This is a genomic window from Microcoleus sp. AT3-D2 (assembly GCF_036705715.1).
GTDB lineage: Bacteria > Cyanobacteriota > Cyanobacteriia > Cyanobacteriales > Microcoleaceae > Microcoleus.
In genome coordinates, this window is the sequence record NZ_JAUBVE010000041.1 from 1 (window position 1) to 18,076 (window position 18,076).

12 protein-coding genes and 1 other RNA gene are annotated in these 18,076 nt (G+C 45.5%); 4 read left to right on the top strand and 9 right to left on the bottom strand.

The features are described 5' to 3' along the window. A partial coding sequence (locus QUB44_RS17615; RefSeq protein ID WP_333369626.1) for a hypothetical protein occupies nucleotides 1-202 on the top strand: 202 nt, incomplete at its 5' end. A 316-nt stretch (nucleotides 203-518) separates the two neighbouring features. Continuing rightward, on the top strand, nucleotides 519-2,210 hold the full coding sequence (gene groL, locus QUB44_RS17620; protein WP_333369627.1) for a chaperonin GroEL: 1,692 nt from the start codon (nucleotides 519-521) through the stop codon (nucleotides 2,208-2,210). Between the two features lie 426 nt (nucleotides 2,211-2,636). On the opposite strand, the gene QUB44_RS17625 is transcribed toward groL, so the two are convergent. Then, nucleotides 2,637-2,894 (bottom strand): DUF2811 domain-containing protein, encoded by a 258-nt coding sequence (locus tag QUB44_RS17625; RefSeq protein ID WP_050813024.1) that lies wholly within the window; start codon nucleotides 2,892-2,894, stop codon nucleotides 2,637-2,639. A gap of 210 nt (nucleotides 2,895-3,104) precedes the next feature. Between QUB44_RS17625 and QUB44_RS17630 the strand changes: the two genes are divergently transcribed. Beyond that, nucleotides 3,105-3,359 (top strand): hypothetical protein, encoded by a 255-nt coding sequence (locus QUB44_RS17630; RefSeq protein WP_333369628.1) that lies wholly within the window; start codon nucleotides 3,105-3,107, stop codon nucleotides 3,357-3,359. A gap of 156 nt (nucleotides 3,360-3,515) precedes the next feature. Here the strand turns inward: QUB44_RS17630 and QUB44_RS17635 are convergent, their stop codons facing one another. Together QUB44_RS17635 and QUB44_RS17640 are read right to left on the bottom strand one after the other, a co-directional pair. After that, entirely contained in the window at nucleotides 3,516-5,024 is a 1,509-nt protein-coding gene (locus QUB44_RS17635) for a cryptochrome/photolyase family protein (RefSeq protein WP_333369629.1), read from the bottom strand. Between the two features lie 87 nt (nucleotides 5,025-5,111). Further along, nucleotides 5,112-5,771 (bottom strand): class I SAM-dependent methyltransferase, encoded by a 660-nt coding sequence (locus tag QUB44_RS17640; protein ID WP_333369630.1) that lies wholly within the window; start codon nucleotides 5,769-5,771, stop codon nucleotides 5,112-5,114. Between the two features lie 664 nt (nucleotides 5,772-6,435). Here QUB44_RS17640 and QUB44_RS17645 point away from each other — a divergent pair. Then, nucleotides 6,436-8,481 (top strand): sensor histidine kinase, encoded by a 2,046-nt coding sequence (locus tag QUB44_RS17645; protein WP_333369631.1) that lies wholly within the window; start codon nucleotides 6,436-6,438, stop codon nucleotides 8,479-8,481. A 24-nt stretch (nucleotides 8,482-8,505) separates the two neighbouring features. Here QUB44_RS17645 and QUB44_RS17650 read toward each other — a convergent pair whose 3' ends face one another. The 6 genes from QUB44_RS17650 to QUB44_RS17675 all read right to left on the bottom strand — a co-directional run bounded on the left by QUB44_RS17650 (nucleotide 8,506) and on the right by QUB44_RS17675 (nucleotide 18,063). Next, a complete protein-coding gene (locus QUB44_RS17650; RefSeq protein WP_333369632.1) occupies nucleotides 8,506-9,765 on the bottom strand; it encodes a Gfo/Idh/MocA family oxidoreductase in 1,260 nt (419 codons plus the stop codon). Between the two features lie 343 nt (nucleotides 9,766-10,108). Beyond that, on the bottom strand, nucleotides 10,109-10,816 hold the full coding sequence (gene rnc, locus QUB44_RS17655; RefSeq protein WP_333369633.1) for a ribonuclease III: 708 nt from the start codon (nucleotides 10,814-10,816) through the stop codon (nucleotides 10,109-10,111). A gap of 280 nt (nucleotides 10,817-11,096) precedes the next feature. Next, nucleotides 11,097-11,530, bottom strand: an RNA gene (gene rnpB / locus QUB44_RS17660) — RNase P RNA component class A. Between the two features lie 318 nt (nucleotides 11,531-11,848). Next, nucleotides 11,849-13,030 (bottom strand): magnesium/cobalt transporter CorA, encoded by a 1,182-nt coding sequence (gene corA / locus QUB44_RS17665; protein WP_333168461.1) that lies wholly within the window; start codon nucleotides 13,028-13,030, stop codon nucleotides 11,849-11,851. A 76-nt stretch (nucleotides 13,031-13,106) separates the two neighbouring features. Beyond that, nucleotides 13,107-17,342: a PAS domain-containing protein gene (locus QUB44_RS17670; protein WP_333369634.1), complete on the bottom strand. Its 4,236-nt coding sequence runs from the start codon at nucleotides 17,340-17,342 to the stop codon at nucleotides 13,107-13,109. A 595-nt stretch (nucleotides 17,343-17,937) separates the two neighbouring features. After that, nucleotides 17,938-18,063 (bottom strand): hypothetical protein, encoded by a 126-nt coding sequence (locus QUB44_RS17675; RefSeq protein ID WP_333369635.1) that lies wholly within the window; start codon nucleotides 18,061-18,063, stop codon nucleotides 17,938-17,940. Nucleotides 18,064-18,076 lie beyond the last annotated feature (13 nt).

An 18,076-nucleotide genomic window follows, 5' to 3' on the forward strand; every position in this document is an offset into this window, starting at 1 on the left:
GAAGAAGGAAGAAGGAAGAAGGAAGAAGGAAGAAGGAAGAAGGAAGAAGGAAGAAGGAAGAAGGAAGAAGGAAGAAGAGGAAGAAGGAAGGCGCAATCTTCAGCTCATGTTTCAGCAATTAAGAACGTCATCATCGTCGGGCGTGGTTGCTATAGAAGGTAGAAGTTTGAAAAAAAAGAATAGAAGCTCTATCGAAAGGTAGATGACCGAAAACAAAAGTTAAGGAATTTTTAATAAAAATTCTGCTTTGGGATGACGCGCCATCAAAATTGGGTTTGGATCTGAACCAAAACCTGAGTATATCGATATGTAACAAACCACATTATATCTGTGGCGACACGAGATATGTGGGGACACGGCAATGCCCTGTCCTTAGCCACCCGGAACGATCGCCCAAATCCCAATCCGTCCCCCCAATCCCCCACACCGTCGGGGCGCGCTACAATCAAAAGTTGATCGACTTAGCACTCAGACTCAGAGAGTGCTAAATTTGCTAATGTAAGCGATTGGAGACAAACATGACCAAAATAGTTGCATTTAGCGACAAATCTCGGCGGGCACTAGAACGCGGCGTCAATCAACTCGCCGATGCTGTCCGCATCACCTTGGGCCCGAAAGGCCGGAACGTCCTATTGGAAAAGAAATACGGCGCTCCCCAAATCGTTAACGACGGTATCACCGTTGCTAGGGAGATCGAACTCGAAGACCCCCTGGAAAATGCAGGCGCTCGCTTAATTCAAGAAGTCGCCTCCAAAACTAAAGATATCGCAGGCGACGGCACAACAACCGCAACGGTTCTAGCTCAATCCCTCATTCGCGAAGGTTTGAAGAATGTCGCAGCAGGCGCAAACCCAGTCGCGCTGCGCCGGGGTATTGAAAAAACGATCGCCCACTTGGTGCTGGAAATCGAGAAATTGGCCAAACCCGTCGAAGGAAGCGCCATTGCTCAGGTCGCCACAGTCTCCGCCGGTAACGACGAAGAAGTCGGCAGTATGATTGCCCAAGCAATGGAAAAAGTCACCAAAGACGGCGTAATTACTGTTGAAGAGTCGAAATCTCTGACAACGGAATTGGAAGTTGTCGAAGGGATGCAGTACGATCGCGGATATCTTTCTCCGTATTTCGTCACCAACACCGATCGGATGGAAGTTGAGTACGAAAACGCTCGCATCCTGATTACCGACAAAAAAATTAGCTCGATTCAAGAACTAATTCCAGTTCTCGAAAAAATCGCCCGCACAGGTCAACCACTGCTAATTATCGCCGAAGATATTGAAGGCGAAGCTTTGGCAACTCTGGTAGTCAACAAAGCCCGCGGCGTATTGAACATCGCAGCAACCAAATCTCCTGGTTTTGGCGATCGACGCAAAGCTATGCTTCAAGATATCGCCGTGCTCACCGGCGGTCAACTGATTTCCGAAGAAGTCGGACTCAGCATCGATACCGCAACCCTAGAAATGCTCGGTACCGCCCGCAAAATTACGATCGACAAAGAAAACACGATCATTGTGGCTGGCGACGAACACAAAGCTGACGTGCTAAAACGGATCGAGCAAATCCGCAAACAGCTAGAAGCGACGGATTCCGACTACGACCAGGAAAAGCTAACCGAACGCATCGCCAAACTCGCCGGCGGCATCGCTGTAATTAAAGTCGGCGCAGCTACCGAAACCGAGCTCAAAGACCGTAAACTGCGTATTGAAGACGCTCTGAACGCTACGAAAGCTGCTGTGGAAGAAGGTATCGTTGCCGGAGGTGGCACGACCCTAATCCACCTGATTACAAAAATAGATGCGATCGCAAATACTTTAGACGCCGAAGAACAAGTAGGCGCTGACTTGGTGAAGAAAGCTTTGGAAGCACCTTTGCGTCAAATCGCTGATAATGCCGGCGTCGAAGGTTCGATCGTCATCGAACGAGTGCGGGCGAGCGAGTTCAACGTTGGCTACAACGCTCTCACCGACGTGTACGAAGATATGATTGCCGCCGGGATTATTGACCCGGCTAAGGTGGTGCGATCGGCTTTGCAAAATGCCGGTTCCATTGCTGGTATGGTGCTGACCACTGAAGCTGTGATTGTCGAAAAACCCGAGAAGAAAAAAGCCGGCGGCGACATGGGCGACATGGGCGGCATGGGCGGCATGGGCGGCATGGGTGGCATGGGCGGCATGGGCGGCATGGGCGGCATGGGCGGCATGGGCATGATGTAGTCTTCAGCCATTAGTTTGTAGCCTGTAGATTGCGCCATCAGCACCATTGGTGTAAATAAGCGCGTCTTATGTACTACCCACTGTTTGACGATTAAGGCAGCTTATCCCCTCGGCATCCCCTGATAGTCCGGGGGGATTTTTCATTCTCTTGTAGGGGCAATCCCCCCGTGGTTGCCCCGATATTTGAAACACCGATTTCCTCGTCCGTGGAGGGGATAGGCACGGGGGCACTACCCTACAAAAGCCTGATTTTCGTGAGAATGAAACCGGCCTGCTTCTTAAGGGAGATGCAATGGGGCTCAGCATTAAGCTATAAGCGATAGTTCTCAGGGATTTTAAGCTTAAGTTGACACCTATGCAGTGGGCGCCCTCTCGGTCAACTAAAATCCTTCCCAGAAACCGCGTCTCCCCCTCTCCCCTGATCCTTTAAGACGACGGAGTTACATTGTTGCTGTGCAAGTCTTGAGGAGATTGAAACAAAGTTTCGAGATAAACTCTCGCAGCTTGGCGATAACTGCGCGAAGCTTCAGGCGTACCGCTATCGGCATTCTGCAACAAAAACAGCGACAGGGCCGCGCAAAATACTCGGTCTAGATCCCATTCGGGATGGGTTTCCAGGTAAGTTTTGAGAGAATCGTGCAGCGTTTCGGGAATTTCAGCAAAAATACTGACTGTTGGGTTCATCATTTTTTTTAGTCTCGCTAATAAATTGAAAACAGAACCCCCCCTTCGGCCGGATACAGGTGCAGGCACAGCCGAAATCAGAGCGCTTTTTTTAGGTCGGTCGCATCATTGTGCGCTATGAGGGGGTGGGTTTGTCAATGTTGCGAAATATTACAAAGTCCTTTAGATAAAAAAAAGGTTTACCAAATAATAAGCTTTTCAGGGCATTTTTTGTTACATATCTTTATGTGCTGGGGGGTTTATGAGGAATTAGTCAGCAAGTTAAGGAAATCCCCAATTCCGCAGCAAGATGCTACCGTGCCGTTAATTTCTGTGGAAAACTTTGTCGAATCTGTGGAAAACCTCAGACTTGCCTGTGGAAACGCTGTGGAATGTTTAGGGAAAAGTCAGGGAAAAAATAAGAATTGCAAAGGGCATGGGGCATGGGGCATGGGGCATGGGGCATGGGGCATGGGGCATTGTTGACTGTTGACTGTTGATTAATGTTAAGGGCATGGGGCATGGGGCATGGGGCATGGGGCATTGTTGACTGTTGACTGTTGATTAATGTTATTGGTTATTTGTTATTAGCCACTGCAAAGGATTAACAAATGACAAATGACAACTGACAACTGACAACAGTCAACTTCCTAAGTGCCACTCTGCCGCTTTTTGGCGGATGGTTGCCAATTCTGCCGGGGGCATTTTGTCGAGATTGGCTAAGATAAAGCTCATGCGACCGATCGACTGAAGTTTGTCCCGGTGGCGCGCTAGGAAATCCCAGTAGAAGAAGTTGAAGGGACAAGCATTTTCGCCCGATCGCACTGTGCGATCGAATTTGCACCCCCGACAATAATCGCTCATTTTATTAATGTAATTGGCAGAAGCAGCATAGGGCTTCGAGGCCAACACACCGCCGTCAGCAAACAAACCCATGCCCAGCACATTAGTCTGCATTACCCAGTCATAGGCATCCACAAACGCACTGTGGAACCATTTTTCTAGCTCCTGGGGCGAGATTCCCGCAATTAGACCAAAATTGCTCAAAATCATCAACCGCTGGATATGGTGCGCGTAACCGCTACCTTCGACTTGAGTTAAAACTTGGCGCAAACAGTTCATATCTGTTTTACTAGCGTCCCAAAAAAACTCCGGCAGCGGCTGAGTGTGGTTGAACCAATTATTCTCAAAATAATCAGCATCCACGTAAAAATACATACCGCGAATGTATTCTCGCCAGCCCAGAATTTGGCGGATAAAACCTTCGACGCCGTTTAAATTTAAGTTTTTTTCTAGGTAGGCTGTTTCAGCCGCTTGAATAACTTCTAAAGGATGCAGCAAGCCAATATTGAGATATGGAGAAAGTAAAGAATGCCACATTGTTTCCTCCCCCGTTACCATCGCGTCTTGATAAGGGCCAAAAGCGGGGAGACACTGTTCGATGAAATGATCTAATACTTGCAGTGCTTGCTCTCGTGTAACTCCCCAGCGAAAAGGTTCAATCTTGCCGTAAATTGGGAAAGATAGAGATTTAACTTGTGCGATAACTTCTTGAGTTATGGCGTCTGGTTCAAACCAGAGAGGTTTCGGTGTATCCAGTTTTCCTTTTGGTGGCTGACGATTTTCTTTGTCAAAATTCCACTTCCCTCCCACAGGTTTATTGCTGCTATCCATTAAAACTTGAAAACGTTGGCGGCTTGTTCGATAGAAGTCTTCCATTAACAAACGTTTTCGGCTTGAAGCCCAATCTTTGAATTCTGTTTCTGTCCAGAGGAAGTGATTGTTGGAAATTAGGGTTATTTGACAGGGAAGTTGCAAGTTTTGAACAAGCTGTAAAAAAGGTCGATCGTTCGGAGCCATCACCCGCACTTCGGTGATATTGTAAGCTTGTATCCAAGCTTTGAGAGGTGCTTCAAATTCCTCCGATTGTGTGTAAGTAACTTCTTGCCATCCACCGCCGCGCAATTCTTTAGCGAAGTGCCGCATTGCCGACCAAATTAATACTAATTTTTGTTGGTGGTAGCGCCGCTGCTGAACGTGCTGCCAAGATTCAATTAAAATTATCGGTAGGGAGGATTTATCATCTGTGCGGTTTAGAGCAGCTTGATTCTGCCACAGTTGATCGCCTAATATCCAAACGCCAACAGTCATTTTACTTTTTTTAGCGAAACTTATTTTTTACTTTTCATGAGGCATGGTGGTCTAGTCAAGAAACTTAATTTATTGACTACTCACAACTCATATTTCTTCAGGTTGTCCTGAAAACTTACTAGAGCATAACATTGATTTCCAAAGATAAGGACACCGACCAGCAAATTTAAATTTTATGTCAGTGTATCCTTCAGATATTAATAACTTTGTCAGCGTCTCTACTGAAAAAAATTTAATGTGACCGTTATCCCAAAGAACTGTAAAATGTTTATCTAGTTTGCCAGAAATCGCTAAAGCAATATTTTTTAAATAGCCGTGATAGGGGGTGGAAATAATTAGTCTTCCTCCCGGCTTGAGGCATCTTTTTGCAGTTCTTGCTAGTTCTTTAGGATAAAGCAAGTGTTCGATTACTTCAATAGCTAAGACAACATCAAATGAGTTCAGAATATCGATATCTGGAAGGTCGTAAATATCTGCTTGGATAAACTGACAATCGGGGAAACTTTGACTGGAGATGGCAATTCCGGGCGCAGAAGTGTCAACGCCGACAACTTCGCAGCCGTGCTCTGCGATAACGTGACTGAGGCTGCCATTGCCGCAGCCGAGATCCAAAACTCGGAGTTTTGTCTCGCTCGTCTGCTGAAGTGTCGCCAGCATTTCTAATAGGGGAGATATCAAATAAGCGTGATGATATCTCGGACGGTTGTTTGTGTAATAATACGTATAATTGGTAAAGTGTTTTTTCATCGATTAAGCTATGGAGATTATTGCCGAGACCGCGAATTTACGGAGCGTGGGTGCACTGTTTGGGCCAAGGTTCCCCACATTAGGGTTGGTCAGAGTCGATCGGCAGCTCGATCGTCTCATTCTTTTTGTTTGACAGGTGAATTATTGTCACTGAATCAATCGGATGGCAAAAGAAATCTTTGACAGGGTGCCAAATCTCGCATCGCCCCTCTCTGGCCCATCTCTCGAAGGCATTGGGAAAGAAAAAGTCCGATCAAGCAGAATTCTCTCTGTGCACTAGCCGGAAACCGAACTTTTTGCCTGTTAATTGGGGGCGAGTGCATCTATGCGATTCTAGCTTCAAGCCACTGCGGTATGTCCACCCGACGCTTTTTCTAGCCTGAAAAATGGGCCCCTGGGCGATCGGGTGCCAGTCGCTCCGAGAATTGAGAAGGGAAGTGTGACCGAAATCACAAGCATTGGCGAAACCAATTGCTGAGCATCTTTGGGTTCACACACTTAGAATCGAGATTACTACAGTGGCTTCTATAATTGTGTTTAAATGTTGTTCTGAAGCTGTGTTGTCCAGTCAGCAGAGCCCCCTAGACAGATTCATGCTTTCGGTCTGGTTTATTTCACTTTAATGGTCGCTGTTGGGTGTTGCACCTTAATTTAGATATTTCCTATGGTTAAGTTAGGTCAATCCTCCTTTCGCCGTATTTTACTGTCGCGGATTTTGTTGCTCAGCGTACCTGTTCTACTGGTGGGGGAGTATGTTACCTATCGCAAGGCACGCTCGACGCTTCTGGAAACTGCTCGTCAAAACTTGACAGAAAGTGCAGTCAGAAAAGCAGACACTATTGAACAGTGGGCGAAATCGCTGAAGTCGAATCTGATCGGCGCTTCGGAAAGCTCGATGTTGCAGTCGGTAGATCCGAAGGATTATCAAAAGTTTATCGCCCAATTAGGGCAGCGCTTGCCAGCGCAAGTTGATTGCTTGCAATTGACTAATTTAAAGACAAATCAAGTGATAGCAAGCACTTGCGGGCAACAGCCGATTCAGTCGTTGCCGGCAAAATTTTGGGCACCAGTACAGCAGCAGCAAACGCTGCTGGACGACAAGAGCGTTTACATCAGTCTGTCCTTACCTCCGCAGCGACAGGGGACAGCAAACGATCAGAAGGTGGCTTTGGGGGCTGAGGATTTTCCCGATGCGGGTAAAGAAGGCTCCGATAGCCAAGCGAGTTTGGTGTTGAGCGCTCCTGTTTACATTCGTCGGGGCAAGACCCTGCAGTTGAGTTATGCTTTGAGTTTGCAGTCGGCCTTGCCTGTGCAAACCAGCGCTCCCAAGGGTTCTCTAGCCGGCTATACGGTGGCGATCGACCAAGATGGGACGATTTTGGCGCATCCGAATATCAACCGCGTGGGTGGCAATATCGCCCAAGAGGCAGATGCCGATAGACTAAAAAGTATTGTCAGAAGGGCGATCGCCGGGGGAACAGCTTTTCTCCACCTATTTTCCTTTGAAAGAAATGGTGTAGAGTTGCTAGCAGGATACGCCGCTATCCCGAGTCCTTCAACTACACAGGAGAACAGCAAGTGGATTATTTTAGCTGTCTCTCGTTTAGATTACGCTCTGTCAGGTTTGGAAGAAATTCAGCAAGTTTTATTTAATTTAATTGTAGGTTTGGTTGCTGCTAGTATCATCGCGACTTTATATCTGTCTCGCGACTTGGCGCGTCCTGTGGAAAAACTGAGAGACTACGCGATGAAAGTAGATACGGAAGCGTCGCAGACAGTGCCCCAAGATTTCCAAATTAGGGAATTTAATCAACTATCAGAAGCACTCAACAGCATGGTGCAGCGCCTTAGATCCTGGGCCAGAGAATTGGAAGTCGCAACCAAAGAAGCGCAAGTTGCGAATCAATTAAAAAATGAATTTTTGGGGAATATTTCTCACGAATTGAGAACGCCGCTCAACGGGATTATTGGTTTTATTCAAATTGTGCGGGACGGCTACTGCGATGACCGAGATGAAGAAATGGAATTTTTACAGCGGGCCCACGACTCGTCAATGCAATTGCTCAATATTATTAATGATATTTTGGACATTGCTAAAATAGAATCCGGTACTTTCTCCATGATGTTAGAAGTAGTGGACATTACCCAGGTACTTGAAGACGCGATTGATTTGCAAGCGGCTCAAATTGAGGAAAAAGGCTTGAAGTTAAGTTTGCCAGCTCCTCATGATCCGATTATTGTTCATGCCGATCCAGAGAAGCTAAAACAGGTGTTTTTAAATGTTTTGAGCAATGCCGTTAAGTTTACAGAGTCGGGCAGCATTAATATATCTGTGCGGCTAGAATCGAGGACTAATTCTGGTAGTTTTAACGGCAGTGCTGAAAATACGACGGGCCCCAGCGGTCAAAGCGATTGGGTGGTGGTGACAATTAAAGATACGGGAATTGGTATCGATCCCGAACACCAGCAGAAATTGTTTCAACCTTTTGTGATGGCTGATGGTTCTACAACTCGCAGGTTTGGCGGTAACGGTTTAGGCTTGGCTATCTCGCGAAGGATAATGGAATCTATGATCGGAAGCATTACCCTGCACAGCGCGGGCGTGAATCAAGGTACTACAGTGATGATTTCTTTGCCTGTCAATCAGCAGTCAAGTTTTTATTTTCACAGCCCGGACTTAGTAATGGAAAAGGGAAATTTCAAAAGTTGAGGAGTGATTTTCCCACTCTAAAATCTAAAATGGTATTAGGGGCTGTCCGCCGAGTTCGAGGGATTTGCTCAAAGTGCTGAGAATGCGGATTAATTCGACGGAGGCCGCGCCCGAAGAGGTAAGACAGGGGGTATTTGTTTGCACGCAATTGAGGAAGCGATCGCACACTCGCCTCAGCGGTTCTACTTGTTCTAAACTCAACACTTCGCGGTGTCTGAGGCTTGTTGGCTGCGGCGCGATCCTCTTCGTTGGCGTAGCCCCCGTAGGGGCGGGCTTCGCTAACGCACTTTCAAAAGAGTTATTCTCTTCGCCTCCCCAATTGGGATTGCCGCGCTGCACAATCAGGGAAGTTTCTGGCGACATTTCATCAAAAATCAAGGTTCCCAAACTGCCAACAACTGTTAAGCGCCGTTGTTTGTCGGGATTTAGCCAGCACAGGTGAATAAATGCTTGAAATCCGTCGGGATAGGTGAGCGTTACCCAAACTAAATCTGCTAGTTTTTCTGCAGGATTAGTAGTCAGCAGTGAAGGAGAAAATTGATTTTTAATTTCTGCTGCTTCTTGATTTATTCCTTCTGCCCTATTCCTTCTTCCGACTTCCCTCGGACTGACATCCGTTACATCCGTTACATCCGTTACAGAATCCGTTGCCGAACTTCCTTCTTCCTTCTTCCCTATTCCTTCTTCCTTCGGAAATACAGTGCCGATCGCCCTTACTTCAATTGGCGTTTGTTGCAGCCAAGTATTGAAAATAGCGATATCGTGAATGGCCAAGTCCCAAAGGGCATCAACGTCATGGCGAACCGGTTCAAAATGGGTGCGCTGGGCGTAACCGTAGCGCAATTTTCCGAGTTGATGCTGTTGAATAATTCTTTGGCCTCGATCGACTGCTGGATGAAACAGATAAGTGTGGTCAACGAAGAGTTGCCGCTGCTGTTTTTCAGCTAATTGACAGAGTTCTATTGCTTCAGTGAGGTTGAGGGCGAGGGGTTTTTCTGCTAAGACGTGGTAGCCTTGTTTCAGCGCTGCTGCTGCGAGGGTGTAGTGTGTGGAAGCTGGAGTAGCGATCGCCACAGCTTGCAGTCCCGGCAAGGCTTGCACTTGAGACCAATCGGTAGCTAGAATCACTGAGGCATCAAGATTAAACTGTTTTTGAACGGCCGCCAATGAATCTCGATTCGGGTCTACCACCGCTAAAACTTGGCTATTGGGATGTTCGAGAAAGTTGCGAATTAGGTTAACTCCCCAGCGACCGGCACCCAATACAGCTATTCCGATTTTCATTAATTATAATTTTAAAAATCGCACAGTAATTATAGCATATTTTGTTATTATTATCTATGTTTTAACTCAGAAAAATCACTGTTGACTGTTGAATGTTGGCAGTAGTTATTGGTTATTGCTTATTGGTTATTGGTAGCAGCTAAGAAATAACCAATAACTGATAACACCAGTCAATCGATTTTAGATTTTAGATTTTAGATTTTAGATTTTAGATTTTAGAATTGAAGCATTGACCCCACGGAGAAATCCGGGGGGCAAGTTTCATCGGATACAGGTTTTTTATTTCTGGACGGATGAATCCGGGGGCTTGCATCCTGGATGCTTTCGGTCAAAAGTAAACTGACTACGGACTACCAACTAATTTATTGAAAGCTGCCTGAGCCGCTGCTTGCTCGGCAGCTTTGATCGATCGACCTTTTCCCTCTGCTACCAACTTTCCCTGAATGAGAACTTCTGCAGTAAAACGATCCTCCCCGCCCTGCACTGTCCCAGTTTCTTGCACGCTATATTTGGGCAAAGTTTTGTATTTGCCTTGAGTCAACTCTTGGAGAGCAGCTTTGTAGTTTTGGCGGGCAGGATCGCTGCGGATTTCCGTCGCTAGGCGTTGAAAGTGAGAATCTAGCCAAGGTCGAATTAATTCTAAGCTCTGGGTACTCAAATAAAGTGCAGCCAGTACCGCTTCCAAAGCATCGGCCAGTCGGGGTTCAGCGCCTGTTTTGTCCGAGGCGGCGCTGCTGGAAACAATTAAATAGCGATCGAACCCGTAACTTTCAGCGATTTTAGCAAGAATGCGATCGCTCACCAAGATCGATCGAATAGCAGCAAATTCCCCCACTGTACAGTCAGGATAAACCTCAAACAACAATTCCGACGCAGCCAGCCGCACAACTGCATCTCCGACAAACTCTAGTTGCTCGTAATTTGCCTTAGCTGACGCGCTCGCATGAGTCAAAGCTAAATCGAGGAGATGCCATTTGATCGAAGCATTCTTCGTCAGTCCCAATTTTTCAATTAATGTTTCAAGTTGCTTTTGGCGAGCCGGATAAATCATACCATTTTAGATTTTAGATTTTAGATTTTAAAAGTGGGAATCACAGATTACTATCCGGGTTTCTAGCTTGTCAAAAGTTGCATTATTTTTTTAAACTTGTCTCAGATTCATATTAATAAAAAAAATTACTTCAAACACCAAATATTCATCCGGGTGCTTATGGTGCACCTTACCCAAAATCTTCCTCCGGGTGTGCACTGCACACCTTTCCCCACATAAAACAGGGCGAAAGGATTGATTTACCTGATTTCCAAGCGGTAATTTTAATTAAATGGGGGGGGGAAAAAGTCGGACATAAGCCGGGTTCTGTTCTCTCAACTGCAAGCAGTTTTCGAGGGCAGTTATCTATCTGGGACGCCTGTTACCAGACGCCTCAAGCGGTACCAAAAAACGGAACTGGTAAAAAACCAACCATAGTCCCTCCGACCTTGCTCCCAACTGGGGTTTACCGAGCCAGCACCTCTCGATGCTGCTGGTGCGCTCTTACCGCACCTTTGCACCCTTACCAAATTAGTGGTTGCTTCCCAGTCAAAAATCCTCAGTTACTTACTAATGACCAATGACTGCTGACTAATGACTAATTGGCGGTATCTTTCTGTGGCACTATCCTCACGATCGCTCGCACTGGGCGTTACCCAGCAAGTTTGGTTTTTCGGGAGCCCGGACTTTCCTCAGACAAGCTTTCGCTAATCCGCAACCGCCTGCGCCTACTTTTTCCCCAGATTTATTGTACGCGATCGTTCGTCAATCAATTTGGGATTTGAGATTGAATATTTTAACTTGTCGCCCACTTAATTTGGACATTTGTGTTTATTCAAACTCTTGTACGGTCGGCCCGAAAGCCCGCCCAACAATTAAATTTCCCTGCAAATCCCCTTAAATTCACTCACGGATGAATCAGGGGGCACAAAAGTTGGGAATTATGATGCAAGGATTTATGGCACGGATTCCACTAGGGGCAGGAAACCTTTTTACCTAACATAATTTTTAATTATTCAATCTTCAATCCCAAATCTCAAATCTTCAATTCAGTTACTTTAACGAGTCATCTTTGATAGTAGAAAAATTATCAAACCAGCCACGCCGCCAGAAGAAGTAAACTAAACCAGAGGCGATCGCTAGCATAATTGCCCAACAAAGCGGATAGCCAAAATACCAATTTAGTTCCGGCATATTCCAGGGCGATTTCTCTGTATTGAAATTCATCCCGTATACTCCCGCCACAAAAGTTAGAGGAATAAATATACTCGAAATCACCGTCAGCAACTTCATGATTTCATTCATTTTATTACCAACCGAAGACAAGTAAACATCCATCAAACCCGAAGACAACTCTCGATAGGTTTCCACCATATCCATCACCTGCACCGTGTGATCGTAACAGTCGCGCAGGTAAATTCGCACATCTGGACTAATCAAATCACTGCTATCTCGAATCAAAACATTAATTGCATCGCGCTGTGGCCAAATGGCGCGGCGCAGCGTCAGCAATTCTCGCCGGATTTTATAGATTTTTTCCAGGGTTTTGCGGGTGGGGTTTAGCACCACTTCATCCTCTAGTTCTTCAATGCGCTCTCCGTAAACTTCTAATACAGGGAAAAATCCATCTATAATCGAATCTAACAGAGTATAAGCCAGATAATCGGCTCCGTGTTTGCGAATCATTCCTTGTCCTTTACGAATGCGATCGCGCACGGGTTCAAAACAATCATAGTCCGGTTCTTCCTGAACAGTTAACAGGTAATGTTTCCCCAAAATCAAACTAACTTGTTCTTTATGAAAATTCTCTGAATTCGGCTTAAGTATCACCATCCAGGCAATAATTAAAAGGTGATTTTCGTAATCTACCACTTTCGGTCGCTGGGGAACATTAACCACATCTTCTTGAGCCATAAGATGCAAATTAAACACTTTACCCATGTGGCGCCAAGTTTCTTTGTTTCCTAACCCCAACATATCAACCCAAGAAACAGATGCTGTATCTAAATACGCAGCAGCTTCTCGAGGATTTGCCAATTTGGCGCGAGTTGCGGCTGTTTCGCAATAGTCAATTAATACAATCTCCGGAGGCGGCGCATCTGGTTCTAAGTCGAGAGTTCCCGGCGGAGCCCCCTGATCGTCATAAAAATAGTCAACGTAGGAATCATCATCATCCTCATCATCTTTAATTGGTTTGGTAACTGCACTAGAAGTATGTATGTTTTTGTATACCATGCTAATATTCCTGACTTTTAGAACCTTTAATTAGATTATCATTTTTATCGTGCAACTACTCATTACCAATGACTCATTACCTCTGCCGAATTGGAATCTCGATCGCAAATTCAGTTCCCTCTCCCGGCGCGGAAATGCACTGCAGCGTCCCTCCGTGTCTTTCCACCACAATCTGATAGGAGATAGACAGTCCCAAACCTGTACCTTTACCTACGGGTTTAGTAGTAAAAAACGGGTCAAATACCCGACATTTAACAGACTCTGCCATGCCATACCCGTTATCGGAAATTACGATCGCAACCCGATTATTCTCCAGCAACTCCGTGCGAATCCGAATCCACGGCAATGTGTCGCAACTTACAGGTAAACTAGCAAAATCTTGCCCTTCCTCTTCCGAATAACTCGCTAATTCCAACTTCCTATTCCTGACATTCGCTAAAGCATCAATAGCATTATTTAAAATATTCATAAACACTTGATTCAACTGTCCAACGTAGCACTGTATCGGCGGCAAGATTCCATATTCTTTAACTATTTCAATCTGGCGATTTCTGCCATTTTCTTTAATTTTGTGTTGCAAAATCAACAGAGCACTGTCTATGCCTTCGTGGATATCAACACGCTTGATATCTGATTCTTCCAGCCGGGAAAAGTTGCGTAAAGACAGAACAATTTGGCGAATGCGCTCGGCTCCGGTTTGAATTGAAGTCAGCAGATGCGGGAAATCCTCTTTCATGAATTCCAGTTCTATTTCTTCTGCCAAATTTTGGATAACAGCAACAGGTTCCGGGTAGTGTGCGTGATACAAACTGCACAGTTCCAGCAAGTTTTTTGCATACTCACTAGCGTAAGTGATATTACCATAAATAAAACTGACAGGATTATTGATTTCGTGAGCAATTCCCGCCACTAGCTGTCCCAAACCCGACATTTTTTCCGCTTGAATTAGTTGAGCTTGAGTCCTGCCTAATTGTTTCAATGTTTGCTCTAGCTGGCGATTTTTATGTTTTAATTGAGCTTCGGCTTGTTTGCGCTTGGTAATATTGCGGGCTAGAATAATAATTTGATCGGAATTAAAAGGCAACAGTCTGGCTTCATAAGTTTTTTCTTCTTCCGACAGGGAAAGCGAATATTCTATGTCGATCGAATTTCTTGTTTCGGAAATTTCAAAGATTGCTTGGGCCAATTGGCAGGCGACATTGGGTGGCAATATGTCTGTCATTCGTTGGCCGATAAAATGTTCAGGAGGTACGTATAAACTCGAAGAAGTTCCTGACAAATAATCCACGATTATACCGTCAGCATCTAGTCGAAAATACAAATCAGGCAAAGCGCGAAAAACTGCTTCTAACTCTAACGTTTTTTGGCGCAATGCTTCCTCAGCGTAGTAGCGATCGCTAATATCAAAAATCACCCCATCTAAATAGCAAACGTTTCCTTCTGCGTCGAACACAGGAGAACCTTTATCCCACACCCATTTAACCGTACCGTCTGCTGCTAGCAAGCGATATTCTAAGTTATAAGACTCTTTCTTTTCTATACCTTGCCGAATAGTTGCTTCTACTTTTGCCAAATCTTCCGGGTAAATAATGCTGGCAAAAGTCCGACCTCTCCTGTCCAAAACCCAAATAAAATCTGCCGCAGGGTAGCCAGTTAATAAGTAAACGGCATCGCTAATAAAATTAGTCGAAAAATCGCACCTCCAGCGATAAACCACTCCGGGAATATTAGCTACCAAAGACCTAAATCTTAATTCACTTCTACGCAAAGCTGCTTCCGATTCATGTCGTTCGGTAATATCGTGAGCGAAAGCTAGCACTGCAAATACATTACCTTCAGCGTCGCGCAGGGGAAGTTTTTGGGTATCAAAAATATGTACTGAACCGTCAGCAATAGTTGCCGGATCGCAGGGATTGTGGATGATGTCGCCGGCCAGTACAGCAGAGTCGTCTGTGCGGAAGCCTCGGATATTTTTGGCGAAGTTCCCAAACACGAGATCTTCGGAGAATCCTAATTCTAAATCGGATTTGCCAATTATTTCTTCGACTGTTTTGCCGATCGCTTGAGCGAAACTCCTGTTTGCCAAAATACACCGAAATTTTTTGTCTTTGGCAAAAATCCAGTCGCTGGTTTTGTCTATTACTGTACGCAGGAGTTGTTCGGAACGTTCGGTTTTTTCCAAAGACGCCTGCAGTTCTAGTTCTAGGCACTTGCGAGCAGTAATGTTTTCAAAAGCAACACCGACGCAGTTGTTGGGTAATGGAAAAGCTTTAATAGAAAAAGCGCGAGTTATTCTGCCGCCTTCATCGCAGTCAATATCTTCAACTTCTACGGCTTTCTGGGTGCGAATTACCGAAGCAAATGCTTGAGGAATGTTTTTCGATCGCAGGTGGGGAAAAATCTCGTCGATTGTCATTCCCAAAACATCAGCCATTTCTAATCCGGTAAATAGGGTAGCTGCAGGATTGGAGGCGATCGCCCTGAGAGTGCTGTCATCGTCTATATTTTCTAAATGGTAGACGTACAAACCAATTTGCATATTCTCGACAATTTGGTCGTAGAGGCGCACGCTTTCGTCTACCTGCCTGCGTTCGGTAATATCTTCAGTAATCCCCAAAACGTACTGAGGACGGCCTGCGGCGTCGAGAATTGGCACTTTGCGGGTGTGCAGTATTCTCATACCTTTGTGGCGAGTTTGGATCGGCTCTTCGCCTATGTCTTTAACAGTAGATTGGTTGTGTTCACCAGTCAATATTTCCCTGTCTTGAGCAGTAAAAACATCAGCTTGTTCTTTGGGGTAAATATCGTAGTCATTTTTGCCGATCGCCTCTTGAGAGGTAACACCTGCGATCGTTTCTCCCGCTTTATTCCACAGCACAAATTTTAGCGAAGAAGCATCTTTAGCAAAAACTCCCACCGGCAGATTTTCTACTACGGAATTGAGGAAACCTCTAGCTGATTTTAATTCAGCTTCTGCACGCTTGCGTTCAATGCCTAAAGCAATCACATCCGCCACCGATGCTAAAGTTTCCTGAAAGGGTGCTGTCAGCGGCTGGCGGCTGATAATTACCATGACTCCCACCCGCCGTTCTTCGACTATCAAAGGGTAGCCGGCGAAGGTGAGAATTTGCTTGGGGATTGGGCAATTTGTCGGTTTTTCACTGGTGTTGATAATTGCTACTTCGGAACTTTGCGCCTCTGTTGCTTTTGCGGATTCTTCCTCTGGAAGTCCAAAATTGTTCAGTTCAAATCCGCAGTCAAATTCCGGTTTTTGCTGTTTGGCGATGGAGTTAACCTTACTTTCAATAAACCTAGCCCGATCGTCTGTGCGACTGTATATTCCCGAGGCTGCTTGCAATTCCCAAAGATTATGTTGAGAGTTGAAATTCCAAATTTCAGCCGAAGCGACATCGAGATTTCGCACCATTGCCTCGCAGCAGGGAAGCAGGATATCTTGAGGGTGTCGGGTGAGGGCAATACCCACATCGGCTACCATTGCTGTGAGGCGAGAAGCTTGGGCTTTTTCTGCTTCCAACCGTTTGCGATCGGTGATATCTTCCACCAGAGAAAGCACGGTAAAAGTGTCGCCGCTGCGAATAATTGAGTTGAACCAGCGACACCAAATTACCTGTCCGCTTTTAGTATAGTTGCGGTTAATTGAAGTATTGCCGTTGCCAGTGGCTAGTTCAAGTTCGATCGCGCTTACAGTTTCTCTATCTTCTTCGCAAACCAAATCTAAATCGCCAAACTGCTTGCCCATCATATCATCGGCTGTCCAGCCAAAGATTTCCTCGGCACGTTTCGACCACTGAACGATCCGAAAATCTTCATCCCAGCCCACCATTGCCAGGGGACTGTTAGCTGCATTCAACCACAATAAATGGTTCGATCGGCGCAACTGTTGAGTTTTCTGCTGCTGCCAGCGGTAATGCCTGGTGATATCTCTACCGACGCCCAAAACCCGCATCTGCTTGCTAGAGGCATCCACCGCTGGCGTGTAAGCAGTTTCGTAAATTTTAATCCCGCCGTCTGCCGTCGTCACCTCATGAATTGCCAGCCGTTTTTCCCCGGTAATAAATACTTGTTGCAGGCAAGAATCAATCTGCGAGATTATATTTTTGACAGCAGCATTATTGGGATATAATTTTAATAATTCCTGATTAGTTTTGTTGACTATTTCAGCAGGCTCCAATCCCATCCAAGCAGCAGCGACAGGATTGATCGATAGGTAATTTTGCTGTCGATCGCACTCTAGGAAAGCATCAACAGAGTTAGAGAAAAAAGACTGAAACGAGTTGATAACTTCCTGCATGGGTATTTTTTCATGAGAAAAGCTTAGTATTATGGAAACCTCGTGTCTAAAGATCGATCGAGGAAACACTCATTAGGCAGTTTTCACCGCCTTGAATATTGATTATTGCTACACAGCGCTACTTGGTCACTTGGTACTTTTATGATCTACTTTCCACGGAACAATTACCGTTTCAAATATTTCACCCGCGATCTCATAGCAGCTTGAGCTACACCCATATTTTTGATAACCTAATCAGTTAAGACGATAGCTAGTCAACTATGTCTTTTGATTAGGGCATAAAGCCCCATCTCTTCCGAGCGGGGTGCTGACTTGCTTAAGCTCTAATATTTTCCTAAAATTAGTTTAACCCACTCAAATCTTTTTGGGCACTTTACTGCTGCGTTTCCCGGTGCAATTTTCGGCGCTGTTCCCTATAATACAAAAATTTTAAAGAAATAGTATTTTTGGGAAGATAGCTTAATAACAGCAGATGGTCTTTTTTTAAACCAGACCCAGCGGATACAAAAGCGAGATCGAGAGAGGGGGACACGGGGAGGTGGGCAGAGGTTAATCCACAACCTTCGAGAAAAATGCTTAAGAAATGCCCGACAGCTTACCGATTTCCAATTCCCAATTCCCAATTCCCAATTCCCAATTCCCGATTCGCAATTCCCAATTCGGTAATCTGAAAGCGGTTTGGCAGTACGCGAAGCAAAGAACGCAAGCCGTGCAAAGCCATGTAACATAAAGAT